19 protein-coding genes and 1 rRNA gene are annotated in these 22,565 nt (G+C 72.4%); 9 read left to right on the top strand and 11 right to left on the bottom strand.

Annotated features, from left to right (window positions below; translation table 11 throughout):
- The 3 genes from VIW71_RS01205 to VIW71_RS01195 all read right to left on the bottom strand — a co-directional run.
- Positions 1 to 104, bottom strand: a 16S ribosomal RNA gene (locus VIW71_RS01205); the annotation flags it as partial.
- 517 nt (positions 105 to 621) lie between these two features.
- Positions 622 to 1,881: a tyrosine--tRNA ligase gene (tyrS, locus tag VIW71_RS01200; RefSeq protein ID WP_331619905.1), complete on the bottom strand. Its 1,260-nt coding sequence runs from the start codon at positions 1,879 to 1,881 to the stop codon at positions 622 to 624.
- 107 nt (positions 1,882 to 1,988) lie between these two features.
- Positions 1,989 to 2,636: a DNA-3-methyladenine glycosylase gene (locus tag VIW71_RS01195; protein ID WP_331619904.1), complete on the bottom strand. Its 648-nt coding sequence runs from the start codon at positions 2,634 to 2,636 to the stop codon at positions 1,989 to 1,991.
- A gap of 316 nt (positions 2,637 to 2,952) precedes the next feature.
- On the opposite strand from VIW71_RS01195, the gene VIW71_RS01190 reads away from it, so the two are divergent.
- Together VIW71_RS01190 and VIW71_RS01185 are read left to right on the top strand one after the other, a co-directional pair.
- Positions 2,953 to 3,735: a sporulation protein gene (locus VIW71_RS01190; protein WP_331619903.1), complete on the top strand. Its 783-nt coding sequence runs from the start codon at positions 2,953 to 2,955 to the stop codon at positions 3,733 to 3,735.
- 104 nt (positions 3,736 to 3,839) lie between these two features.
- Positions 3,840 to 4,379 (top strand): YbhB/YbcL family Raf kinase inhibitor-like protein, encoded by a 540-nt coding sequence (locus VIW71_RS01185; RefSeq protein WP_331619902.1) that lies wholly within the window; start codon positions 3,840 to 3,842, stop codon positions 4,377 to 4,379.
- Positions 4,380 to 4,598: 219 nt separating this feature from the next.
- Here the strand turns inward: VIW71_RS01185 and VIW71_RS01180 are convergent, their stop codons facing one another.
- Positions 4,599 to 5,117 carry a hypothetical protein gene (locus tag VIW71_RS01180; protein ID WP_331619901.1) on the bottom strand — a complete coding sequence of 173 codons (519 nt, stop codon included), beginning with the start codon at positions 5,115 to 5,117 and terminating at the stop codon, positions 4,599 to 4,601.
- Positions 5,118 to 5,297: 180 nt separating this feature from the next.
- On the opposite strand from VIW71_RS01180, the gene VIW71_RS01175 reads away from it, so the two are divergent.
- The 3 genes from VIW71_RS01175 (at position 5,298) to VIW71_RS01165 (ending at position 10,939) form a co-directional block, all read left to right on the top strand.
- Complete coding sequence (locus tag VIW71_RS01175; protein ID WP_331619900.1) at positions 5,298 to 9,944, top strand: HAD-IC family P-type ATPase; 4,647 nt, start codon at positions 5,298 to 5,300, stop codon at positions 9,942 to 9,944.
- Positions 9,945 to 10,104: 160 nt separating this feature from the next.
- A complete protein-coding gene (locus VIW71_RS01170; protein ID WP_331619899.1) occupies positions 10,105 to 10,314 on the top strand; it encodes a hypothetical protein in 210 nt (69 codons plus the stop codon).
- A 115-nt stretch (positions 10,315 to 10,429) separates the two neighbouring features.
- A complete protein-coding gene (locus VIW71_RS01165) occupies positions 10,430 to 10,939 on the top strand; it encodes an HNH endonuclease (RefSeq protein ID WP_331619898.1) in 510 nt (169 codons plus the stop codon).
- Positions 10,940 to 11,002: 63 nt separating this feature from the next.
- Here VIW71_RS01165 and VIW71_RS01160 read toward each other — a convergent pair whose 3' ends face one another.
- The 4 genes from VIW71_RS01160 to VIW71_RS01145 all read right to left on the bottom strand — a co-directional run bounded on the left by VIW71_RS01160 (position 11,003) and on the right by VIW71_RS01145 (position 14,370).
- Positions 11,003 to 11,770, bottom strand: a complete 768-nt coding sequence (locus tag VIW71_RS01160; protein WP_331619897.1) for a sulfite exporter TauE/SafE family protein — start codon at positions 11,768 to 11,770, stop codon at positions 11,003 to 11,005.
- 175 nt (positions 11,771 to 11,945) lie between these two features.
- Complete coding sequence (locus VIW71_RS01155) at positions 11,946 to 12,884, bottom strand: SPFH domain-containing protein (protein WP_331619896.1); 939 nt, start codon at positions 12,882 to 12,884, stop codon at positions 11,946 to 11,948.
- Positions 12,885 to 13,048: 164 nt separating this feature from the next.
- Positions 13,049 to 13,483, bottom strand: a complete 435-nt coding sequence (locus VIW71_RS01150; protein WP_331619895.1) for an NfeD family protein — start codon at positions 13,481 to 13,483, stop codon at positions 13,049 to 13,051.
- A 92-nt stretch (positions 13,484 to 13,575) separates the two neighbouring features.
- Entirely contained in the window at positions 13,576 to 14,370 is a 795-nt protein-coding gene (locus VIW71_RS01145) for an ABC transporter ATP-binding protein (RefSeq protein WP_331619894.1), read from the bottom strand.
- Between the two features lie 122 nt (positions 14,371 to 14,492).
- Here VIW71_RS01145 and VIW71_RS01140 point away from each other — a divergent pair, with 122 nt between their 5' ends.
- The gene (locus VIW71_RS01140; RefSeq protein WP_331619893.1) at positions 14,493 to 15,281 is read left to right on the top strand and encodes a hypothetical protein; all 789 of its coding nucleotides are present in this window, start codon (positions 14,493 to 14,495) and stop codon (positions 15,279 to 15,281) included.
- Positions 15,282 to 15,316: 35 nt separating this feature from the next.
- On the opposite strand, the gene VIW71_RS01135 is transcribed toward VIW71_RS01140, so the two are convergent.
- On the bottom strand, positions 15,317 to 15,961 hold the full coding sequence (locus tag VIW71_RS01135) for a response regulator transcription factor (protein ID WP_331619892.1): 645 nt from the start codon (positions 15,959 to 15,961) through the stop codon (positions 15,317 to 15,319).
- On the bottom strand, positions 15,954 to 17,102 hold the full coding sequence (locus VIW71_RS01130; protein ID WP_331619891.1) for a GAF domain-containing sensor histidine kinase: 1,149 nt from the start codon (positions 17,100 to 17,102) through the stop codon (positions 15,954 to 15,956). Before VIW71_RS01130 ends, VIW71_RS01135 begins: the two co-directional genes overlap by 8 nt.
- Positions 17,103 to 17,293: 191 nt before the next feature.
- On the opposite strand from VIW71_RS01130, the gene VIW71_RS01125 reads away from it, so the two are divergent.
- The 3 genes from VIW71_RS01125 (at position 17,294) to VIW71_RS01115 (ending at position 20,217) form a co-directional block, all read left to right on the top strand.
- Entirely contained in the window at positions 17,294 to 17,992 is a 699-nt protein-coding gene (locus tag VIW71_RS01125) for an SDR family NAD(P)-dependent oxidoreductase (protein ID WP_331619890.1), read from the top strand.
- Positions 17,993 to 18,072: 80 nt separating this feature from the next.
- The gene (locus tag VIW71_RS01120) at positions 18,073 to 19,104 is read left to right on the top strand and encodes an S-adenosylmethionine:tRNA ribosyltransferase-isomerase (protein WP_331619906.1); all 1,032 of its coding nucleotides are present in this window, start codon (positions 18,073 to 18,075) and stop codon (positions 19,102 to 19,104) included.
- A 270-nt stretch (positions 19,105 to 19,374) separates the two neighbouring features.
- Complete coding sequence (locus tag VIW71_RS01115) at positions 19,375 to 20,217, top strand: transglycosylase SLT domain-containing protein (RefSeq protein ID WP_331619889.1); 843 nt, start codon at positions 19,375 to 19,377, stop codon at positions 20,215 to 20,217.
- 124 nt (positions 20,218 to 20,341) lie between these two features.
- On the opposite strand, the gene VIW71_RS01110 is transcribed toward VIW71_RS01115, so the two are convergent.
- On the bottom strand, positions 20,342 to 22,565 hold a 2,224-nt coding region (locus VIW71_RS01110; protein WP_331619887.1), incomplete at its 5' end, for an ATP-binding cassette domain-containing protein.

The raw sequence follows: 22,565 nt of genomic DNA, 5'->3' as shown, positions 1-22,565 counted from the left end.
ACCCGTTCGCCACTGATCCACCCCGAAAGGCTTCACCGTTCGACTTGCATGTGTTAAGCACGCCGCCAGCGTTCGTCCTGAGCCAGGATCAAACTCTCCGTGAATGCTCACCGGTCAATCCGGCTCACACACAAAGAGCGGGACAACCGAAGGAATAATCCGGCCGTCCACAGCGTCCTCGCTGTGTCTGTGTTACTTCAAAGGAACCTCACCCCGGACACACAGGTCCGGGACGGGGTATCAACATATCTGGCGTTGACTTTTGGCACGCTGTTGAGTTCTCAAGGAACGGAAGCTTCCATCGGTAACCGTCTCCGGTCTCCCTCCGGGCTTTCCCTTCGTGTTTCCCACTGTACTCCGTTCTCCCACCGATTCATAATCGGCTTCTTCGAGTTGAATTCTGGGCGCGCCAGAAGTCAATCCCCGGAAGGGAGAACGTAGTTGGTTGGGTGGCCGCTCGTCCGCGGGAGCCTGGTTGTGAACCCTGCGCCCCGTTTCAGCGGCTCGGCCCACGTTACGCACGCGTGTCGGCTGAGTCAAGCTCCTCCGCCGCTCAAACGTGGATTTCCCGCCATCTCGAAGCCCGGTTGGGCCCCCGCAGGGGACCAACCGGGCACTCCGTCAGCGGAGTTCGATCGCTCCGAGGTTCCGCTTCCCGCGCCGCAGCACCAGCCAGCGGCCGTGGATCAGGTCGCCGGTGTCCGGTACCGCGTCCTCGCTCGTTACCTTGGCGTTGTTCAGGTAGGCGCCGCCCTCCTTGATGGTGCGGCGGCCGGCGGACTTGCTGGGGACCAGGTCGACCAGGGTCAGCAGATCCGCGATCGGGGCGAGCCCGGTGACCTGGGCGCCGGGCAGTTCACTGAGGGCCGCGGCGAGCGTGCGGTCGTCCAGTGCGGCGAGATCCCCCTGGCCGAAAAGCGCCCTTGAAGCGGCGATCACAGCGGCGCACTGCTCGGCGCCGTGGACGAGGGTGGTCAGCTCCTCGGCGAGAGCGCGCTGGGCGGCACGGGCCTGGGGACGTTCCTGGGTGGAGCGATCCAGCTCCTCGATCTCCTCGCGCGACCTGAAGCTGAAGATGCGGAGGAAGGCGGCGATGTCCCGGTCGTCGGCGTTCAGCCAGAACTGGTAGAAGGCGTACGGCGTGGTCATCTCGGGGTCGAGCCAGATCGCGCCGCCCTCGGTCTTGCCGAACTTGGTGCCGTCCGACTTGGTGATCAGCGGGGTGGCGAGGGCGTGCACCGAGGCGCCCTCGACGCGGTGGATCAGGTCGATGCCCGCGGTGAGGTTCCCCCACTGGTCGCTGCCGCCGGTCTGCATCGTGCACCCGTGCCGCCGGTAGAGCTCCAGGAAGTCCATGCCCTGGAGGATCTGGTAGCTGAACTCGGTGTAGCTGATGCCCTGGTCGGAGTTGAGGCGTCGGGCGACGGCCTCCTTGGTGATCATCTTGTTCACGCGGAAGTGTTTGCCGACGTCCCGCAGGAACTCGATGGCGGACAGGCCCGAGGTCCAGTCCAGGTTGTTGACCATGGTGGCGGCGTTGGGCCCTTCGAAGGAGAGGAAGGGCTCGATCTGGGCCCGTACCCGCCCGACCCACTCGGCGACGACCGCCGGGTCGTTCAGCGTCCGCTCGGCCGTCGGCTTGGGGTCGCCAATCAGACCGGTGGCGCCGCCGACCAGGCCGAGCGGGCGGTGCCCGGCCTGCTGGAGCCGCCGCAGGGTGAGGATCTGCACCAGGTTGCCGAGGTGGAGGCTGGGCGCGGTCGGGTCGAAGCCGCAATAGACCGTGACGGGGCCGTCCGCGAACGCCTTGCGCAGTGCGTCCTCGTCAGTGGATACGGCGATCAGTCCGCGCCACTGCAGCTCGTCGACGATGTCCGTCACGGTTCCGTGTCTCCTCTGTGGGTCTGGCCATGTTCATGGGTGGCCGTGCTGCTCGCACCGTGCGTGGAGCCTGCGTGCCCGAGCCTACGCGGCCCCCGGCGAGTCGATTATCCAGCGTGGGAGCGGCGGCGCGGGTTGTGGGGACGGTACGGGCTGACGGTGGGGTCGTCGGCGATCCAGTAGCGCCACGGGTGGGCGGCGCCCTCGCCGGCCACCCCGGTGCGCGGCCCGGTGCGGACGGCGGCGGGCGGTGGCGGGGTACCGGTGAGCAAGCGGAGCGGGCCCGAGCCGTCGGAGCAGGCGTCGGCGCCGTTGAGGGCGCGGTCCACCGACAGGGAGGTGGCCAGCCGGGCGGGGCCCTGGGCGAGGTCGCTGTCCTTGCGCGAGGCGGGCCGGTGGGCGCGGGCCAGGCCGGCGCCCGCGACGATCTCGCCGGCCCGCAGCAGCACTCCGCTCGCTCGGCCTTCCGGGCCGCACACCAGGTTGAGGCAGTGCCACATGCCATAGGTGAAGTAGACGTACGCGTGGCCGGGCGGGCCGAACATGACGGCGTTGCGGTCGGTGCGTCCGCGGTACGCGTGCGAGCCGGGGTCGTTGGGGCCGTCGTACACCTCGACCTCGGTCAGTCGCAGCTCGATCGGGCCGTCGGCGGTGGCCCGTACGAGGATCCGTCCGAGCAGGTCGGGGGCGATCTCCAGGACGGGCCGGTCGAAGAACGACCGGGTCAGCGGGGTCCTCGCGGGTGCGGCGATCACACCGAACGAGCTTAGTGCCGCGTCAGCCGCGTCAGTCAGGGTGCGCCCCGTCGCGACGCCCGGCACGGCACCTCGCGGCGTTGCCGCACCGACCGGGCAGGCCCACGACGAGGCCGATCCGGCGCCCTGCGACACACCGCACCGGACACCGCTCCCTGACGGGCACACCCTGGCCGGCGCGGCACTCGTGGAACCGCGTGGGGCGCCCTGGCGTTCGTAGAGTTCGCACGGCGCGGGGGACTGGACCGCGCTGAACTGCTAAGAACTGCAAAGAAACAGCGCAGGACAGCACAGGACACGGAAGGCGGAGGTACGTATGGGGTTCAAGAAGCTGCTGGCGAGCCTGGGGGCCGGCGGGGCGTCGGTGGAGACCGAGCTGACCCAGCCCGATGTGGTGCCGGGCGGGGTGGTCCAGGGCGAGGTGCGGATCGAGGGGGGTTCGGTCGAGCAGCGGATCGAGGGCCTGTCGGTCGGGTTGCAGGCCCGGGTCGAGGTGGAGAGCGGCGACAACGAGTACAAGCAGGACATCGAGTTCCACCGGCAGCAGATCGGCGGGGAGTTCCAGATCACGCCGGGTGCGGTGTACACGGTGCCGTTCGCGCTGGAGATCCCGTGGGAGACGCCGGTGACGATGTTCCTCGGGCGGCACCTGACCGGGATGAACGTGGGGGTGACGACGGAGCTGCAGATCGCCCGCGCCGTGGACTCGGGTGATCTCGATCCGGTGAACGTCCATCCGCTGCCGGCGCAGCAGGCGCTGCTGGACGCCTTCGGGCAGCTCGGTTTCGCGTTCCGCACCGCCGACCTGGAGCGGGGGCAGGTGCGCGGGACTCGGCAGCGGCTGCCCTTCTACCAGGAGATCGAGTTCCAGGCGCCGTCGCAGTACCGGGGGCTGAACCAGGTGGAGCTGACCTTCGTGGCGGACGGGCAGGAGATGGATGTCGTGCTGGAGATGGACAAGAAGCCAGGGCTGTTCAGTGAGGGCAGCGACACGTTCCGGTCGTTCACGATGAACCTGCACGCGTATCAGCAGACGGACTGGGCGGCGTACCTGCACCAGTGGCTCGCCGAGGTCGGCGGTAAGCGCAACTGGTTCTAGGGTTCTAGGCTCGGGGGCGCAGGTTCCAGGTTCCAGTTGTGATCACTCCGATCGGTCCGGTGGGGCCGGTCGGTACGGATCGGTCCGATCAGTGAGGTGTCGAGGTGACCGAGCAAGCGCGGCGACCGCTCCCCCATGACTTCCATCCGCCGGTGCCGGAGTTCACGGTGGTGAGCGACGACGTGACGCCGGGTGCGGCCTTGAAGGACGCGCAGGTGTACGCGGCGGGCAACCTCTCGCCGCACCTGCGGTGGGAGGGCTTCCCCGTGGGGACGAAGAGTTTCGCCGTCACCTGCTACGACCCGGACGCGCCGACCGGCAGCGGGTTCTGGCACTGGTCGCTCTTCGACATCCCGGTGCCGGTGACCGAGCTTCCGGCGGGCGCGGGCTCCGGTGACTTCCCGGGGCTGCCCGCGGGGGCGGTCCACGTACGCAACGACTACGGCACCCGTGACTTCGGCGGCGCCGCCCCGCCCCCGGGCGACGGCCCCCACCGCTATGTCTTCACCGTCTACGCGGTGGACACGGAGAAGCTGGGTCCCGACGCGGACGTCTCCCCGGCGGTCGTCGGCTTCCACCTCCGCTTCCACGCGATCGGCCGCGCCCAGCTCGTCGCCGCGTACGAAGCGCCCGCCGGAGGCTGAACGGGGGTCTCCCGGGTCTCGGCCGGGGGATGTTCACAACGCCGGCCGGTGCCCGTTGTCGCGTTGCGGCGTGCGGCGTGCGGCCAGGAGACGTCGCATGCCGCGCGGGGGCATCCGGAGCGCGGCTCGCCCCCAAGACGACGTGAGCGCAGGCGGCGACCCGCCGCCTGCGACCTCACAAGGGTTACGGCCGTCCGCGTTGCGGCCGCCGCGCCGCGGTCATGAGCTGCGGTCGCCGGACTGCTCGTCGGACTGCTCGTCGGACTCCCTGCCGGACTGCTCGCCGGACTGCTCGCCGGACTGCTCGCCGGACTTCCCGTCGCTCGTGGTGCGGGGGTTGAGCGGGCCGCGGCGCAGTACCGCGTAGCCCACTCCGATGCCGACGGCCACCGGCCACTCCAGAACGCCGGCGACGCCGAGCGCGCCCAGGCCCAGGTACAGGGGGAGCCCGCCCTTGGCGGGCAGCACGCGCTGGGCGGTGGCGACGGGGAGGGCGACGACCTTGGCGGCGGTGCTGGCCGCCCGGTCCACGGGGATGGTGACGGTGACGTCGTGACGGTGGTCGCCGTGAGCGGCCCTGCCCTGTGCCGCCGTGTCCTGCTCCGCCTTGCTCTGCGCTGCCTTGTCCAGCACCGTGACGTCCTGGTCCTCGGCGGTCCTGTCCGCGTGCTTGCCGCTGGAGCTCTTGTCCGCCTTCTTGGCAGTGGTGCTGCGGGTGCGTTTGGTGGGCGTAGTCATGGGCGTTCCCTCCTTCAGCCCTGTCCAGGACGAATCTATCCGTATAGTCGGCAATTATCCTGTTTTAGCGCGATGTTCTTGTGGCAGCCGAGGCGGGGAGAAGCCGTCCGGCTGCCGCCGCGTACGCCCTCGCCTCACCGTGCAGGTGCCGTTGGCCCCGAAGCGAAACGGGAGATTGTGGTGCTGCTGTCCTTGAGCGCGGTTGTGCCGTCGGTGGTGGGGCTGGTGCCCGAGTCCGCCGGCGTGGTGGGCGGGGCCGCGCGGGGCGCCACGGGTCTGATGCGGCGGGGCGGGCGAGCGATGGGCCGGATGATCACGGCCTTGCCCGCCGGGCTCGCGGCCGTACCGGCGGGACTCGCCGAGACCGCCGCCGTACTGACCGACGCCGGACGGGACCGCGCGCGGCGCCGGGTGTGGGCCAAGGCCGGCCGGGCCCATATCGAGGTACGGGGGCTGACCGGGCACGGGGAGCGGCACGAACGGCTGACCCGCGAGCTCACCGCGGTGATGCGCGCGGTGGAGGGCGTGCGCTGGGCCGAGGTCAACGCGGTGCTCGGCCAGGTGGTGGTCGACCTCGACGAGGACCGTGTCGGCGTGGACGAGTTGCTGGACCTGGTGGGGCTGGTCGAGGAGGAGCACGGGAGCCACGACGAGCCGTTCGCCGGCACCCGGCCGCTGCCGCCGTTCGAGACCGCGCCGGCCGTGCTGGCCACGGCGTCGCTGGTGGCCGACTGCGTGGGCCTGGCGCTGGCCGCGGTGCGCCAGGTCACGCCGGTGCCCGCCCTCCCGCCGGCGCTGCGCGTACCGGTGATCGTGGCGGAGACCCAGCCGCGGCTGCGGTGCGCCCTGGAGGAGCGGCTCGGCAGGCCGCACGCCGACATGCTGCTCGGGGTTTCCAGCGCGGTCGTGCACGCCGTGACCGACGGGGTCGCCCCGATCGCGCTGGACGCGGTCCAGCGCCTGTGGCAACTGGGCGAGATCCGCGGCCGGCAGGCGGTGTGGGAGCGTCGGGAGCACGAACTGGTGAGCGACGGCAAGGGGCTGCCGCCCAGGATCACCGCGCGGCTGCCGCGGCCGGTGCCGCTACCCAAAGGACCGGTGGAGACGTGCGGGGAGCGGACCTCCGTCGCCGCACTGCTGGGGGCGGGCGGGCTGCTGGCGTGGACCCGCGACCCGGGACAGGCCGCACAGGCGATCCTGGCCACCGTGCCGAAGGCCGCGGGCATGGGCCGGGAGGCGTTCAGCGCGCGGCTCGGCCGCGACCTGGCCCACGAGGGTGTGGTGCCGCTGGACGGGGCCGCCCTGCGGGTGCTGGACCGGGTGTCGGCCGTACTGATCGACTCGGCCGCCCTGTGTACGTCCCGCCCGCGGCTGCTGTCGGCGTCCGCCGTCGGGGACCTGGACGACGCGGACGTATGGAGCGCCGCGCAGTCCGTACTCACAGGTCGTTCCGTGCCGGAGTTGTCGGGCCCGGGGCCGTGGACGGCGGACGGATGGCGGCTGCGCCGCCCGGCCGACGCCCGGCGGCGGCCGGACGGCTCTACCGGGCTGCCGCTGGAGCTGTGGGATCCCGCCGGGCGGTGCCAGGGCCGGATCATGGTCGGCTGCGAACTCGACCCGCTCGCCGACGCCGTGGTCGCGACCGGCCGCTCCGGGGCGCTCCGGCTGCTGCTGACCGAGCACGCGAGCGTCGGCGAGCTGCTGCCGTGGGCCGACGAGGTCCTGCCCGCGGGCGCCTCTCCGGCACTGGAGGTACGGCGGCTTCAGGAGGAGGGGGACGCCGTCCTGGTGGTCACCTCGTCCGACGGCCACGCGCTGGCCACCGCGGACATCGGCGTCAGCGTGCTGCCGGGACCGGGCGCCGCCAACCCCGTGGCCTGGTCGGCCGACCTGGTCTGCGGGCCCGGACTGGCGCAGGTCTGGCGCGTCCTGGCCGCAGTCGGCGAGGCGCGCCGGGTCAGCGCCAAGTCAGCGCACCTGTCCATGGGCGGGTCCGCGCTCGGGGCGCTGATCGCGGCGGCCGGGAGGCGCCGCGGCGCGGTCGGCCTGACCACCTCGCCGGTCTACGGCGCGGCGTTCCTGGCCCAGCTCGGCGCTGTACGGGCAGCCCGCCGGCTGGACGGACAGCCGCTGCCCCCGGCCAGGGTCCGCGGCGCCTGGCATGCCCTGGGGGCGCGGGAGACGCTCGCCCTCCTCCGTCGGCGCGCGGAGGAACGCACGGACGCCGAGCCCGCGGCGCAGGCCCGTACTCTCCGCTGCACCCTCGCCGACCGTGCCCGTACCGCGGTCGCCGTTGCGGGGCTGCAGCCCGCGGTTCACGGAGGCGGGCAGCTTCTGGCCGCGTTGCGCGAGGAGTTGAGCGACCCGCTCACACCGGTACTCGCGCTGGGCGCGGCGGCCTCCATGGCGGTCGGTTCCACCGTCGACGCGGCGCTGGTCGGCGGGGTGACGGTCGGCAACGCCGCGATCAGCGGCGTACAGCGCCTGCGCGCCGAACGGGCCCTGCGGTCACTGCTTCTGACGCAGCGGCAGACGGCCCGGCGGGTGCTGTGGACGCCTCCCGACCCCGCCCGGGCGCGCGACCGGGAGGCGTTCTTCGCCGGTGTGGACGACGCGCCGCAGGAGATCGTCAGCGCCGAGGATTTGACGGTCGGTGACATCATCGCGCTGGGCCCGTCGGACGTGGTGCCCGCCGACGCCCGGCTGCTGGTCGGCGAAAACCTCGAAGTCGACGAGGCCAGCCTGACCGGCGAGCCCGCGCCGGTCGCCAAGGACCCCCGGGCCACGCCCGGCGCCGAACTCGCCGAGCGGTCCTGCATGGTGTACCAGGGCTGCACCGTACTGGCGGGGTGGGGTCACGCGGTCGTGGTGGCCACCGGTGCCCAGAGCGAGGCCGGCCGGGCGGCCGACCTGGCCGGCGCGGCGGTCGTCCCGGCCGGTATCGAGGGCCACCTGGCGGCGCTGACCGGGACCGCGCTGCCCGCCGTCGGCATCGGCGGCGGCGTCGTCACCCTCCTGGGGCTGCTGCGCGGAGTGCCGGTACGCGAGGCCCTGGCGTCGGGTGTGGCGGTCGCGGTGGCCGCCGTTCCCGAGGGCCTGCCGCTGGTCGCCACGGTCGCCCAGTCCGCGGCGGCCCGCCGGCTGTCCCAGCACGGGATCCTGACCCGGTCGGCCCGGGTGCTGGAAGCGCTCGGCCGGGTCGACGTCGTCTGCTTCGACAAGACGGGCACGCTCACCGAGGGGCGGCTCACCGTGACCCGGCTGGCCGCGCTCGACCACGACCTGCTCCTGGACAGCCCCGCCGGGCGGCACCTGCTGTGCACCGCGGCGCGGGCCTGCCCGCAGGTGACCGACGGCCGGGAACTCGCGCACGCCACCGACCGGGCCATCGTGGAGGCCGCCGCCGAGTACTGCCCACCCGACAGGGGCTGGCAGTTGACCGCCGAGTTGCCCTTCGAGGCCAGTCGCGGCTACGCGGCGTCCGTGGGAATCAGCCAGGGCCGGCCGCGCCTCGCCGTCAAGGGCGCTCCCGAGACCGTCATGGCGCACTGCACCACCGCCGTCACCGCGGGACGCGGCGGCGACCGGAACGGCGCCGCCGTGCCGCTCGGGCCGGACCGGCTGCGCGCCGCCCACCGGCTGGTGCGGCGCCTCGCCGACGACGGGCTGCGGGTACTGGCCGTCGCCGAGGCGGCCCTCGACCGCGCCCCCGGCCCGGACGACGAGGTGCCGGAGCTGGTCACCGACCTGACGCTGCTCGGCTTCCTCGCCATCGCCGACACCCCGCGGGCCGGCGCCGCCGAGACCGTCAAGAGCCTCGCCGAGGCCGGTGTGCGGGTCACCATGATCACCGGCGACCACCCCGCCACCGCCGCCGCCATCGCCCGCGACCTGGGCATCCCGCAGGCCGGCACCGTGCTGACCGGCGGCGACCTGGACGCGCTGCCGGAGCGGGTACGCCTGGAGAGAATCGACCGGACCACGGTGTTCGCCCGGGTCTCCCCCGAGCACAAGGTCCGGGTCGTGCAGGATCTGCGGCTCCTGGGGCACGTGGTGGCCATGGTCGGCGACGGGGTCAACGACGCCGCCGCGATCCGTCTGGCCGATGTCGGCATCGGACTGTCGTCGCGCGGTGCCACCTCCGCGGGCGCCGCGGCCGACCTGGTACTGACCGACCCCGACCCGGCACGCATCATCCAGGCCCTGCTGGAGGGCCGCACGCTGTGGCGCAGCGTCCGCGACGCGGTGGGCATCCTGGTCGGCGGCAACGCCGGGGAAGTCGCCTTCACCGTGCTCGGCACCGCCCTGTCCGGCCGCGCGCCACTGGGCACGCGCCAGTTCCTGCTGGTCAACCTGCTCACCGACATGCTGCCCGCCCTGGCTGTCGCGCTCGCTCCCGCCCGCCGGCCCGACCGGGGTGACGATCCACTGGCCGGTGGGCCGGCTCCGTCCCTGCTGGGCCGCGACATGGGCCGTGTGCTGGCCGTACGCGGCACCGCCACCGCCCTCGGCGCCGCGAGCGCCTGGCAGATCGGCCGGATGACCGGGCGGGACCGGCGGGCCGCCACCATGGGTCTGGCCGCACTGGTGGGGACGCAGCTCGGCCAGACCCTGATCACCGACTGGCACAGCCCCCTCGTGCTGGCCACCGGCGCGGTCTCCACGGCGGCGCTGGTCGGGGTGGTGCAGACCCCGGGCGTCAGCCAGTTCTTCGGCTGCACCCCGCTCGGTCCGGCCGCCTGGGCGACCGTCGCCACCTGCTCGGCCACGGCGACGCTCGCGGCGGCGTTCACCCCCCGCCTGCTGTTCCGGGAGGCCGAGCGGTGACGGCCTGACGACGGACGGTACGGGCTCCGCGGCCACGGGCTGCCGCGAGTTCACCTCGGCGACACGTTCAGCTCACCGGCGGTCCGCCGCCGCGGGTTTCCCTGGAAACGTACCCGCGCGGTGTCCGACCGGCGGGTCTGCCCCAGCCCCGGAGCCGAGGATGACCATCACCTTCCGCATCACCCTCCCCTGCATGTCCACGTCCCCCGAGGTCAAGCAGCTGATGCACGACCTCCGCCCGCTGGCCGCCACCCTGCTGCTCACCGCCGTCGACGCCTCCGGGGTGGGCCTGCCCGTCCGCCTGCTGCTGCACGCCGCGGTCCATGTGGCGCAGGGCTCGGCGGGCGAGGCCGGCGCCCGGGCCGCTTGAGCGGTCCGGGCGGTCACCCCGTGCCCGGGGAAATTGCGTTGTCCGCCTCTGTGGCCGCGGGCACAGTGGAGCCACCTCGCCATGGGGGCGAGGCGGGGCCCGGGAGGTGGGCGGGATGCGTGACACGCTGGTGCTGAACGCGAGTTTCGAGCCGCTGTCGACGGTGTCGCTGCGGCGTGCGGTCGTGCTGGTCATGCAGGACAAGGCGGTCGTCGAGCAGGCGCATCCCGGACTGCGGATCCGTGCGGCGGAGGTGGACGTGCCGGTGCCCCAGGTGATCCGGCTCTGCCGGTACGTGCGGGTGCCGTTCCGACAACGGGCGCCGTGGTCGCGCCGGGGCGTGCTCGTACGGGACCGGCACCGGTGTGCGTACTGCGGGCGGCGGGCGACGACCGTGGACCACGTGCAACCTCGGTCCCGCGGGGGCGGGGACACCTGGCTGAACACGGTGGCGGCGTGCGCGGAGGACAACCAGCGCAAGGCGGACCGTACGCCGGAGCAGGCGGGGATGCGGCTGCTGGTGCGGCCGTTCGAACCGACTCCGGCGGACGCGCTGCTGCTGGCGCTGGGCGTACGGGACCGGGAGAGCCTGCCGGGGTGGCTGGCGCTGCCGGCCGTGGGCTGAGGTCACCGGCTGCGGGCGTCGGGCGGTGCCGTCGGTGGTCCGGCCTGCCGCGCGGATCAGGCGTCAGATCAGGATCAGCTGGACGATGGCCACGATGCCGACGGCCACGATGAGGCCGCGCAGGGCCGCCGGGGGGAGGCGGCGGCCGACACGGGCGCCGATCAGGCCGCCGATGGTGGCGCCGGCGGCGATCAGGGCGACGGCGGTCCAGTCCATGTGGGCGACGACGATGAAGAAGAGAGCGGCGACGCCGTTGACGACGGCGGCAAGGACGTTCTTCAGGCCGTTGACGCGTTGCAGGGGCTCGTCGAGAAGCAGGCCCATCAAGGAGAGGTAGAGGACGCCCTGGGCGGCGCCGAAGTAGCCGCCGTACAAGCTGGCCAGCAGCATGCCGAGGACGAGGACGGGGCCGCCGTGGCTGGGTGCGGCGGTCCCGTCGCGTTCGCGGCGGGCCTGGAGGGCGCGGGTCAGCCGGGGCTGCAGGACGACCAGGACGAGGGCGGCGCCGATGAGTCCGGGCACGATCGCGTCGAACGCCTTCGACGGCAGGGTGACCAGCAGTACGGCTCCGGTGACACCGCCGACCAGGCAGACCGCGCCGAGGCGCAGCAGCCGGTCGCGCTGACCGGCGAGTTCGCGCCGGTAACCGAAGGCTCCGGTGAGGGAGCCGGGGACCAGGCCGAGGGTGTTGGACACATTGGCGGTGACGGGTGGGAGGCCGACCGCGAGCAGCACGGGGAAGGTGATCAGCGTCCCCGAGCCCACGATCGTGTTGATCGTGCCGGCACCGATTCCGGCCGCGAGGACGGCCAGAGCTTCCGCTAGCGACATGACTGGCTCTCTCCGTGATCTCCGCGCATCTCCCCGCCCGCCAGGTCGAGGGGTGCGCTGTGATCATGTCATAGCCAGGGGCGGCGGCTCACGGCGAGGTGCCGCCGGTGGCACACGCCCGGACGGAGCCGCGCACGGCCGGGTACGGCCGGATCCGCCCGTCGGCACGCACCGCTCAGTTCTTGTCGAGCGGCGGGGACTCGCGGCGCGGCGCGGGGGTGGTCGGCCCCCCGTTGCCGGGGGCGCCGGGGATGTTGACTATGCCGCCGAGGCCCTTGAGCGCGTCGTTGAGTTCGCTGGGGATGATCCACAGCTTGTTGGCGTCGCCCTCGGCGATCTTCGGCAGCATCTGCAGGTACTGGTAGGCGAGGAGTTTCTGGTCCGGGTCGCCGGCGTGGATCGACTCGAAGACCGTGCGGATCGCCTGCGCCTCGCCCTCGGCGCGCAGTGCGGCGGCCTTGGCGTCGCCCTCGGCGCGCAGGATGGAGGACTGCTTCTCACCTTCCGCGGTGAGGATCTGGGACTGGCGGATGCCCTCGGCGGTGAGGATCGCGGCGCGCTTGTCCCGGTCGGCGCGCATCTGCTTCTCCATCGAGTCCTGGATGGAGGTGGGCGGTTCGATCGCCTTGAGCTCGACGCGGTTGACGCGGATGCCCCACTTGCCGGTGGCCTCGTCCAGGACGCCGCGCAGAGCCGCGTTGATCTCCTCGCGGGAGGTCAGGGTCCGCTCCAGGTCCATGCCGCCGATGATGTTGCGGAGGGTGGTGACGGTGAGCTGCTCGATGGCCTGGATGTAGCTGGCCACTTCGTAGGTCGCCGCCCGCGCGTCGGTCACCTGGTAGTAGATGACGGTGTCGATGTTCACCACCAGGTTGTCCTGGGTGATCACCGGCTGAGGGGGGAACGGGACGACCTGTTCGCGCAGGTCGATCCGGTTGCGGATGGTGTCGATGAACGGGACGACGATGTTCAGGCCCGCGCTGAGGGTGCGGGTGTAGCGGCCGAAACGCTCCACGATGGCCGCGCTGGCCTGGGGGATGACCTGAACGGTCTTGATCAGCGCGATGAAGACGAGCACCACCAGGATGATCAGGACGATGATGATGGGCTGCATGTCCAACTCCCGCGCCGTTTGACTGGGGTCTCTGACCGGATCTGTGACGCCTTGCTGCGCCATGATCAATTCTGGCAGACCGCCCTGGCGCCGCGCGGGGGGTTCGGCGAATTCCCGGCCCGCGGAACGAGGGTGGCCCTGTGCGGGAGGCGCCCGCGCCACGCTTACATGACGACCGCGGTCGCTCCGTCGATCTCCACCACGTCCACCTGCTGACCCGGGTCGAAGACCTGTCCGGTCTCCAGCGCGCGGGCCGACCAGACCTCCCCGCCGAGCTTGATCCGGCCGCCGTCGCCGCCGTCGACCCGCTCCAGGACGACGGCTTGCCGGCCCTTGAGGGCGTCCACGCCGCTGCGCAGCTCCGGGCGCTGGTTCCGGTGCCGGTACGCGATCGGCCGTACCACGGCGATCAGCGCGACCGAGACCACCGCGAAGACCAGGACCTGGGCGACGATACCCAGGCCGAGCGCCGCCACCACCGCGCCGGCCACCGCGCCGGCGGCGAACATGCCGAGTTCCGGCATCGCCGTGATCACCAGCGGTATACCGAGCCCCACTGCTGCTATCAACCACCACACCCAAGCGTCCACGTCACCCATCGTAAGCGCGCGACCCCGGCTGCGGCAGTCCAACTGGCCCTGAAGTGGCGGGGGATGCCGTACAGCGGTGGTGGAGGGGCGTACGAAGGGGCTCAGGAGAGCGGCAGTCCGGTGGCGGTCCAGCGGTCGGCGCTGTTCTTCTCCACGACGAGCGGGAGGCCGAAGCAGACGGACAGGTTGCGGGAGGTGAGTTCGAGCTCGATGGGACCGGCGGCGACGACCTTGCCCTGGCGGATCATCAGAACGTGGGTGAAGCCGGGGGCGACCTCCTCGACATGGTGAGTGACCATGATCATGGAGGGGGCGATCGGGTCGCGGGCGAGCCGGCCGAGGCGTCGTACCAGGTCCTCCCGGCCGCCCAGGTCGAGGCCGGCCGCGGGCTCGTCGAGGAGCAGCAGTTCGGGGTCGGACATCATCGCGCGGGCGATCAGCGTCCGCTTGCGCTCGCCTTCGGAGAGGGTGCCGAACCTGCGGTCCAGGAAGTCGTTCATGCCGAGCCGGTCGAGGAAGGCGCGGGCGCGGTCCTCGTCGACCTGCTCGTATCCCTCGTGCCAGTGGGCGGTCATGCCGTACGCAGCGGTGAGCACGGTCTCCAGGACGGTCTGGCGGCGCGGCATCTTCTCCGCCATCGCGGCGCCGGCCATGCCGATCCTGGGCCGCAGGTCGAAGACGTCGACGTTGCCGAGCTTCTCGCCGAGGATCTGCACGGTGCCGGAGGTCGGGAAGAGGTAGCTGGAGGCGACGTTGAGCAGGGTGGTCTTGCCCGCGCCGTTGGGTCCGAGGATGACCCAGCGCTCCCCCTCGGAGACCGACCAGGAGACCTGGTCCACCAGAGCCCGTCCGTCGCGGACCACGGATACGTCCACCAGCTCCAGCACATCGCTCATGAGCGTGTTGTCTCCCATTGCAGTCTCGTCAGTACGGTGTGCCGCCGTCGGCACGGGCCGGAAGGAACCCCCGGGGAAAACTTACGCCACCGCGCGGCGGGTCCAGTCCATAGGCTGGGAGCATGCTTGATGAACCTCGCTCAGGGCGGCTGACCGCATGGGGAAATGCCCTGTTTGCCGGACTTGCCGCACCGGATGACGTTGCCCAGCAGATCGTCGCGACCGATGCCCTGCACCGGATCGCGGAGCTGCCCGGGGAAGACGGTCCGGTGGGTCTGACGCTGGGGCTGGGCCGGCTGCGGGCGCTGGGGGTGACCGGACTGCGGCTCGCGCTGCCGGTCGCCGGGCACCCGCTGGGGCTGAGCGGCCCGCCGGAGTTCAACGCCCGCGCGCTGGCGGCCGGTCAGGCGGTGCTCACCGTGGGCGACGCCGCGCTCGGCCTGGTGCCGGAGGTGCACGAGGCCGGGCCGGCCGGCGATGTGCACGTCGAGGTGGTGTGGCGGTGCCTGCCGGTACGGGACGCGCCGCCGGCCGACGTCCCGTCGCTGGGCGAGGCGGAGCGGGAACTGGCCGAGGCGCTGCGGGATGCCACGGAGGCGCTCGCGCGGCTGGACGTGGCGGGTGCGGGTCCGGCCGCTCAGGCGGCACTGGAGGCGTACCGGGCGCGGGCGGCGCGCGGGCGGGAGGTGCTGGCGCCGGGGTATCCACCGCGCGCGGTGCGGGTGTTGGAGCTGGCGCAGCGGGTGGCGGCGCTGGTGGAGATCGCAGCCGACGGTCAGGGGGCGGCGGTGAGCGCGTCGCAGATCGCGGCGCGGGCGGAGCTGCTGCGGCCGGTGGAGCGCACGGCCCGCCGGGCGCAGGTGGCGGCGTACAACGCCTATGTGGAGGAGGCCGAGCGGCGGCGTTCGTGACAGCGGGTGCGCCGCTGCGACGGCGGGGCGCGGGGTCAGCTCCCGACCCCGTTGCGCACCGCCCACAGCGCCGCCTGCGTGCGGTCGGCGAGGTCCAGCTTCATCAGGATGTTGGAGACGTGGGTCTTCACGGTCTTCTCGGAGAGGACCAGCGCGCGGGCGATCTCGCGGTTGGAGCGCCCGTCGGCGATCAGCGCGAGCACTTCCCGTTCGCGTTCGGTCAGCGCGTTGCCGCGGCCCTGCCCGGTGGCGCCCTGCTCCGGGGAGAGCAGCGCGTCGGCCACCTCGGGCTGGAGGAGTACGTGTCCGGCGTGCACCGAGCGGATCGCGTCGGCGAGCGCGACCGGGTCGACGTCCTTGTAGACGTATCCGGCGGCGCCGGCCCGCAGGGCGGGGACGACGGTGCGCTGTTCGGTGAAGCTGGTGACGATCAGCACCCGGGCCGGGTTCTCCGCGTCCCGCAGCAGCCGCAGCGCCTCAATGCCGTCGGTGCCGGGCATCTTGACGTCCATCAGGATCACGTCGGGCAGCAGCTCCTGCGCGCGGGCCACGCCCTCGTCGCCGTCGCCGGCCTCGCCGACCACCTCGATGTCGCCCTGTACCTCCAGGAACGTGCGCAGGCCGCGCCGTACCACCTGGTGGTCGTCGACCAGCAGGACACGGATGACGTGGTCAGCCACCGGGCACCTCCATCTCGATGACGGTGCCCTTGCCGGGCTCCGATTGCACGGTCAGGCTGCCGCCGACGCCGTCGGCCCGGTCCCGCATGGAGACCAGCCCGAGGTGCCGGCCGGCCCGGCGGACGGCGCCCGGGTCGAATCCGCGCCCGTCGTCGCGGACCCGCATCCTGGCGCCCTTGCCCCGGCCTTCCAGGGTGACGCTGACGGTCGCGGCGTCCGCGTGCCGCAGCGCGTTGTGCAGGGCTTCCTGGGCGACCCGCAGCAGCGCCTCCTCCTGGGCGGCGGGCAGCGCGCGGACCCGGAAGGCGTGGAAGCCGACGCTCGCCGAGTGCGCGCGGTCCAGCACGTGGGCCTGGGTGCGCAGGGTGGCGACCAGCCCGTCCTCGTCCAGCGCGGCGGGCCGCAGCTCGACCACGACGGCCCGCAGCTCGTCGGCGGCCTCGGCGGCGAGCGCGGCGACGTGCTTGAGCTCGTCCTTGGCGCGGGCCGGGTCGCTGTCGACCAGGGAGGCGGCGGCCTGGGCGGTCAGGCGCAGCGAGAAGAGCTTCTGGGAGACCGCGTCGTGCAGTTCGTGCGCGATCCTGGCCCGCTCCCCCGCCAGGGTCAGCTCGCGGCTGCGCTCGTACAGCCGGGCGTTGGTCAGGGCGATCGCCGCGTGGTCGGCGAGGATGCGCAGCAGGTCCTCGTCCTCCTGGGTGAAGCCGCACACGCCCGGCTGCTTCGGGCACAGCTTGTTGGCGAGGAAGAGGGCGCCCAGGATCTCCTCGCCGTCCACGACGGGCATGCCGATGAAGTCATTGACCGCCGGGTGGGCCTGCGGCCAGCCCTCGAAGCTCTCGAAGGTGCGGACGTCGGCGAGGCGGCGGGGGGTGGCCTCGTGGAGTATCGCGGCGAGGATGCCGTGCTGCCGGGGCAGCGGGCCGATCGCCCGCCACTGCTCGTCGCTGACCCCGTCCACCACGAACTGCGCGAACCCGCCGTGGTCGTCCGGGACCCCCAGCGCCGCGTACTCGGCGCCGAGCAGCTCGCGGGCGGAGGCCACGATGGTCTGCAGGACCTCGCGCACCTCCAGTTGCCGGCTCATCGCCAGCACCGCGGCGCTGACCGCTTCGATTCCGCCCCTGGGCGGCCGGGTGGACATGTTTCTTACGGTACCGGCGCCGGGTGCGGGTCCGGATGCGCCGCCGGTACCGGCCGTCCTCGGCCGGGCGGCCTAAGGCCAAGGGACCGGTGGGCCGCGCCGGGCGGCCGAGGCGGCTGGTCCCGGCCCGTTCCTACGGTGGGGCCAGAGGGTCCGGCGACCGGCCGGACCGTGACGCGGAGGGCTGGACCATGCCGGTAGCGATCATCACCGGGGCGTCGCGGGGCCTCGGGCGGGCGCTGGCCGCCGCGCTGGCGGAGCGCGGCTGGGACCTCGTTCTCGACGGTCGGAACCAGGACGCGGTGCGTTCGGCCGCCGGGGAGCTGGCACAGAGCGGGACCCGGATACGGGGCGTGCCCGGGGATGTCACCGACCCGGCGCACCGGGACGGGCTGGTCGCCGCCGCCCAGGCGCTCGGCGGGGTGGACCTGCTGGTGAACAACGCGAGCGCGCTGGGCGCCGAGCCGCTGGTGCGGCTCGCCGAGCTGCCGGTGGCGGGGTTGCGGGAGGCGCTGGAGACCAATGTGACGGCGCCGCTGGCGCTGATCCGGGCGGCCCTGCCGGCGCTGCGGGCGGCGGGCGGCACGGTGCTCAACATCAGCTCGGACGCGGCGGTGGAGGCGTACCCGGCCTGGGGCGGGTACGGCGCCAGCAAGGCCGCGCTCGACCGGCTCTCGGCGGTGCTCGCCGAGGAGGAGCCGGGCATCCGGGTGTGGTGGGTGGATCCGGGCGACCTGCGGACCGCGCTGTACGCGGCAGCCGTGCCGGACGACGCGGACTTCGAGGACCGGCCGCTGCCGGAGGAGGTCGTGCCGGCCTTCCTGCGGCTGCTGGACGAGAAGGCGGCCAGTGGCCGCTACACGGCTCCGGCGCTGCTGGGGACGCGGTGACCGCCGTGCGCGAGCGGACCGCCGGGGACACGGGCGGCGGCACGGGCGGCGAAGGCGGCGGCACGGGCGGGCTCGCGGGGCTGCGGATACCGCCGGAGCGGCTCGCCACCGTACCGGCGCCGCGCCGGGACGCGGTACGGCTGCTGGTCGGCCGGCAGCGTACCGGTGAGGTCACGCACCACGGCTTCCGCGAGCTGCCGCGACTGCTGCGGGCCGGTGACGTGCTGGTGGTGAACACCTCGCGGACGCTTCCCGCCGCGGTGGACGGGCGGCTGAGCGGCCCGGCGGGCGGGGAGGCGGTGGTGGCGCACTTCTCGACCCGCCTGGACGACGGCCGCTGGGCGGTGGAGGTGCGCACCCCCGACGGGCGCGGTGCGTCGGTCCCCCGGGCCGGGGGACCGGCCGGAGCGGTGCTGGAGCTGTCCGGCGGGGCCGGACTGGTACTGGACGAGCCGCTGGACGCCCGCGGCGACCGGCTGTGGACCGCGACGCCGTCCACCGCGGACCTGGTGGCGTACCTGGAGCGGCACGGGCGGCCGATCAGATACGCCTACACCGCGCGGGACCAGCCGCGGGCCGCCCACCAGACGGTGTTCGCCACGCCGTCGGCCGACGGTCTGGGGTCGGCGGAGATGCCGAGCGCCGGGCGGCCGTTCACCGCGGCGCTGGTGACGGAGCTGGTCAGCCGGGGTGTGCAGATCGCGCCGATCGTGCTGCACACCGGGGTGGCGTCGGCCGAGGCGCACGAGCCGCCGTACGCCGAGCGCTTCGCCGTACCGGCGAGCACCGCGTGGCAGGTGAACGCGGCGCGGGCGGCGGGCGGCCGGGTGGTGGCGGTGGGGACCACGGCGGTGCGGGCGCTGGAGTCGGCGGCCGACGAGCGCGGTGCGGTGCGGCCGGCCGGGGGCTGGACGGAGCTGGTGATCACCCCGGAGCGCGGGGTGCGGGCGGTGGACGGCCTGCTGACCGGGCTGCACGAGCCGGCGGCCTCGCACCTGCTGATGCTGCGGGCGCTGTCCGGCGACCGGCTGCTGGAACGGGTCTATGCCCAGGCGTTCCGCGGCGGCTTTCTCTGGCACGAATTCGGGGACGTGAATCTTCTGCTGCCCTAGTCGGACCAAGCCTCGAAAAAGCCTCACATAAAGCACCCCTTCCGTCACCTTGCGCGACGGAGGGGGTGCCGCCTTGTGAGCTCACCTACAGGACGTGCGTCACATACTAGGCCGCTTAGTGGAAATAGCCGCCCGAAAGGACCGCCAGGGAGCAGAGAAAACAACACAGCGTTGCCCGTCCAGTACGAATACAGGTCGTAGGGGCGTTGATTGACCCCCGATTTCGGACCCCCTAAGAATTCACGGGTCCGCAACCGGAAGAGGTAATCCATGCAGCTCCCCACGTTCCCGAAGATCGGCCGACTGTCCAAGAAGCACAAGATCACGGCGGCCGGTGCCGCCGCCGCGGCCGGAGTGATTCTGACGGTCACCGGTCTCCAGGCGACCAGTGGGACGGCGGTCGCCGTCGGCGACCCCACTGGGTTCTCCGTGTCCACCGGTGATCAGGTCAAGAGCCTGGACGCGCAGGCCGGCATGGCCTCGCAGCGCGCGATCGCCGAGGAAACCGCAGCGAAGAAGCAGGCCGCCGCCGACGCGGTGGCCGAGAAGAAGGCCGCCGCCGACGCCACTGCGCAGAAGAAGGCGGTCGCCAAGGCCGCCGCCAAGCAGAAGGCCGCCGCCGACGCCGCCAAGCGCGAGCGGGCGAAGCAGGCCGCGAACCGGTCGAAGCAGCGCGCCCTGCTCGCCGCGAAGGCCACGCAGAAGGCGAATGCCGCCAAGGCGGCGCAGGCCGCCAAGGTCGCGCAGTCCGTCAAGGTCGCCAAGGCCGTTCCGGTCGCCGCCAAGACGTACGCCAACAACCTGGACGGCTGGATCAGGGAGTCGCTGGACGTCATGGCCGCCCACGACATTCCGGGCAGCTACGACGGCATTCACCGCAACATCATCCGCGAGTCGAGCGGCAACCCGAATGCCATCAACCTGTGGGACATCAACGCCCAGAACGGCATTCCCTCCAAGGGCCTGCTGCAGGTGATCGACCCGACCTTCAAGGCGTACCACGTCGAAGGCACGTCCTGGAACATCTACGACCCGGTCGCGAACATCACCGCCGCGTGCAACTACGCCGCGGACAAGTACGGTTCGATGGACAACGTGAACTCGGCGTACTGATTCGGCACGCCGACGCCGCACGGAACCGGCGTACCGAACCTGCGCACCGATTCGAAAGCAGCACAAAAGAAAGGGCGGTGGGACCGAATGGTCCCACCGCCCTTTCTTCGCAGCGGAGTTACCGCTACTTCCGCATGACCTCCGGTTCGTGCCGGCGCAGCAGCCGCGCGACGACGAAGCCGCAGAGAGTGCCGATGAGCAGCAGGACCATCATGTCCAGCGTCCAGGTACCGGCGGTGTGCTTCCACAGCGGGTCGCCGTCGCTCGTCGGGTCCCAGGGCAGCAGTACGTTCAGGTTCGCGGTGGCGCCGGCACCGGCCACCGCCCAGCGGGCCGGCATCAGCCAGGCGAGCTGTTCGACGCCGGGCTTGGCGTAGAGCTGGAACAGCACGCCGGTGAAGACAATCTGCACGATGGCGAACATGACCAGCAGCGGCATGGTCTTCTCCGCGGTCTTCACCAACGCCGAGATGATCAGCCCGAACATCATCGAGGTGAAACCGAACGCCATCACGACCAGGGCCATCTCCACACCGGGGTGGGTGTGCAGGACGACGCCCTCGGTGGGCATCTCGCGCGGCGCGAAGCCGATGCCGCAGATGATCGCGCCCTGCAGCGCGGTGATCAGGCCGAGCACAATGATCTTTGACATCAGATACGCGGACCGGGACAGGCCGACCGCGCGTTCGCGTTCGTAGATCACCCGTTCCTTGATCAGTTCGCGGACCGAGTTCGCGGCGCCCGCGAAGCACGCGCCGACCGCGATGATCATCAGAATGGTGCCGGCGTCCTTGTTCTGGAAGTGGGAACGCTCCGGGCCCGGGCCCAGTCCGCTGTCGGCGGGTATGAGCACGCTGACCACGCCGAGGACCGCGGGCAGGACCAGCATCAGGCCGATGAAGCCGCGGTCGGAGATGATCACCGACAGGTAGCGGCGGACCAGCGTGAACAACTGCGATCCCCAGCCCTGCGGCTTGGGCGGGCGGACCGCCTGCTGCGGAATGTACGGGGCCGCCTGCGGGGCCACCGCGTCCAGCTCGGCGGCGTACGTCTGGTAGTGCTGCGAGCCGCGCCAGCGGCCCGACCAGTCGTAGTCGCGGTAGTTCTCGAAGGCGGAGAAGACGTCGGCCCAGGTCTCGTAGCCGAAGAAGGTCAGTGCCTCGTCCGGCGGGCCGAAGTAGGCGACCGAGCCGCCGGGCGCCATGACCAGCAGCTTGTCGCAGAGCGCCAGCTCGGCCACCGAGTGGGTGACGACCAGGACGGTACGGCCGTCGTCGGCCAGGCCGCGCAGCAGCTTCATCACGTCGCGGTCCATGCCCGGGTCGAGGCCGGAGGTCGGCTCGTCCAGGAAGATCAGCGACGGCTTGGTGAGCAGTTCCAGTGCGACCGAGACGCGCTTGCGCTGGCCGCCGGACAGGGAGGTGATGCGTTTGTCGGCATGGACGTCGAGCTTCAGCTCGCGCAGCACCTCGTTGATCCGCGCCTCGCGCTCGGCGGTGGCGGTGTCGCCGGGGAAACGGAGCTTGGCCGCGTACCGCAGGGCGGTCCTGACCTGCAGCTCCTTGTGCAGGATGTCGTCCTGCGGGACCAGGCCGATGCGCTGCCGCAGCTCGGCGAACTGCTTGTAGAGGTTCCGGTTGTCGTACAGCACCTCGCCCTGGTCGGCGGGGCGGTAGCCGGTCAGCGCGCGCAGCAGAGTGGACTTGCCGGAGCCGGACGGGCCGATCACGCCGATCAGCGACTTCTCCGGAACGCCGAAGGAGACGTCCTTGAGGATCGTCTTGGTCGTCTTGCCGTGCGGCACTGTGACCGACAGGCGGCGGGCGGAGAAGGAGACCTCGCCGGTGTCGACGAACTCCTCCAGCCGGTCGCCGACCAGCCGGAAGGTGGAGTGCCCGACGCCGACGATGTCGTTCGGCCCGAGCAGGTGGCGCTGGATCGGCTGGCCGTTGACGTATGTGCCGTTGTGGCTGCCGAGGTCGACGATCTCGTAGCGGCCGTCGGGGTGCGCGCGGAACTCCGCGTGGTAACGGGAGACCTGCAGGTCGGAGACGACCAGTTCGTTCTCCAGCGCGCGGCCGATCTTCATCACGCGGCCGAGGGCGAGCTGGTGGAAGGTGGTCGGGCTGCGGTCGCCGTGGCCGGGGGTGGCGCCGGCCGGCGCCTGCGGGCGGGGCTGCGGCTGGGCCTGCGCGGCGTGCGGGTGCGGGTGCGGGTGCCCTGCGGGGGGCTGCTGGTACGGCGGCCCGGCCTGCGGTGGCTGCTGCTGGTACGGCGCCTGCTGCGGCTGGGCGGGCGGTGCCTGCGGCGGGGCCCAGCCCTGCCGCGGGGGGGCCTGCGCGGGAGGA

This window comes from Streptomyces sp. (assembly GCF_036524955.1).
In the GTDB taxonomy this organism is placed as follows: domain Bacteria; phylum Actinomycetota; class Actinomycetes; order Streptomycetales; family Streptomycetaceae; genus Actinacidiphila.
Note: the sequence above shows the minus strand (reverse complement) of the source record. Positions and strands in the feature narration are given on the sequence as shown.

What these genes read in the sequence shown, in the direction of transcription:
- VIW71_RS01190 (WP_331619903.1), top strand. Translation starts at nt 2,953, where the DNA reads ATGGGGTTCAAGAAGCTGCTGGCGAGCCTGGGGGCCGGCGGGGCGTCG.
- VIW71_RS01180 (WP_331619901.1), bottom strand. Translation starts at nt 5,117, where the DNA reads ATGACTACGCCCACCAAACGCACCCGCAGCACCACTGCCAAGAAGGCG.
- VIW71_RS01170 (WP_331619899.1), top strand. Translation starts at nt 10,105, where the DNA reads ATGACCATCACCTTCCGCATCACCCTCCCCTGCATGTCCACGTCCCCC.
- VIW71_RS01165 (WP_331619898.1), top strand. Translation starts at nt 10,430, where the DNA reads ATGCGTGACACGCTGGTGCTGAACGCGAGTTTCGAGCCGCTGTCGACG.
- VIW71_RS01160 (WP_331619897.1), bottom strand. Translation starts at nt 11,770, where the DNA reads ATGTCGCTAGCGGAAGCTCTGGCCGTCCTCGCGGCCGGAATCGGTGCC.
- VIW71_RS01155 (WP_331619896.1), bottom strand. Translation starts at nt 12,884, where the DNA reads ATGCAGCCCATCATCATCGTCCTGATCATCCTGGTGGTGCTCGTCTTC.
- VIW71_RS01150 (WP_331619895.1), bottom strand. Translation starts at nt 13,483, where the DNA reads ATGGGTGACGTGGACGCTTGGGTGTGGTGGTTGATAGCAGCAGTGGGG.
- VIW71_RS01145 (WP_331619894.1), bottom strand. Translation starts at nt 14,370, where the DNA reads ATGAGCGATGTGCTGGAGCTGGTGGACGTATCCGTGGTCCGCGACGGA.
- VIW71_RS01140 (WP_331619893.1), top strand. Translation starts at nt 14,493, where the DNA reads ATGCTTGATGAACCTCGCTCAGGGCGGCTGACCGCATGGGGAAATGCC.
- VIW71_RS01130 (WP_331619891.1), bottom strand. Translation starts at nt 17,102, where the DNA reads ATGTCCACCCGGCCGCCCAGGGGCGGAATCGAAGCGGTCAGCGCCGCG.
- VIW71_RS01125 (WP_331619890.1), top strand. Translation starts at nt 17,294, where the DNA reads ATGCCGGTAGCGATCATCACCGGGGCGTCGCGGGGCCTCGGGCGGGCG.
- VIW71_RS01115 (WP_331619889.1), top strand. Translation starts at nt 19,375, where the DNA reads ATGCAGCTCCCCACGTTCCCGAAGATCGGCCGACTGTCCAAGAAGCAC.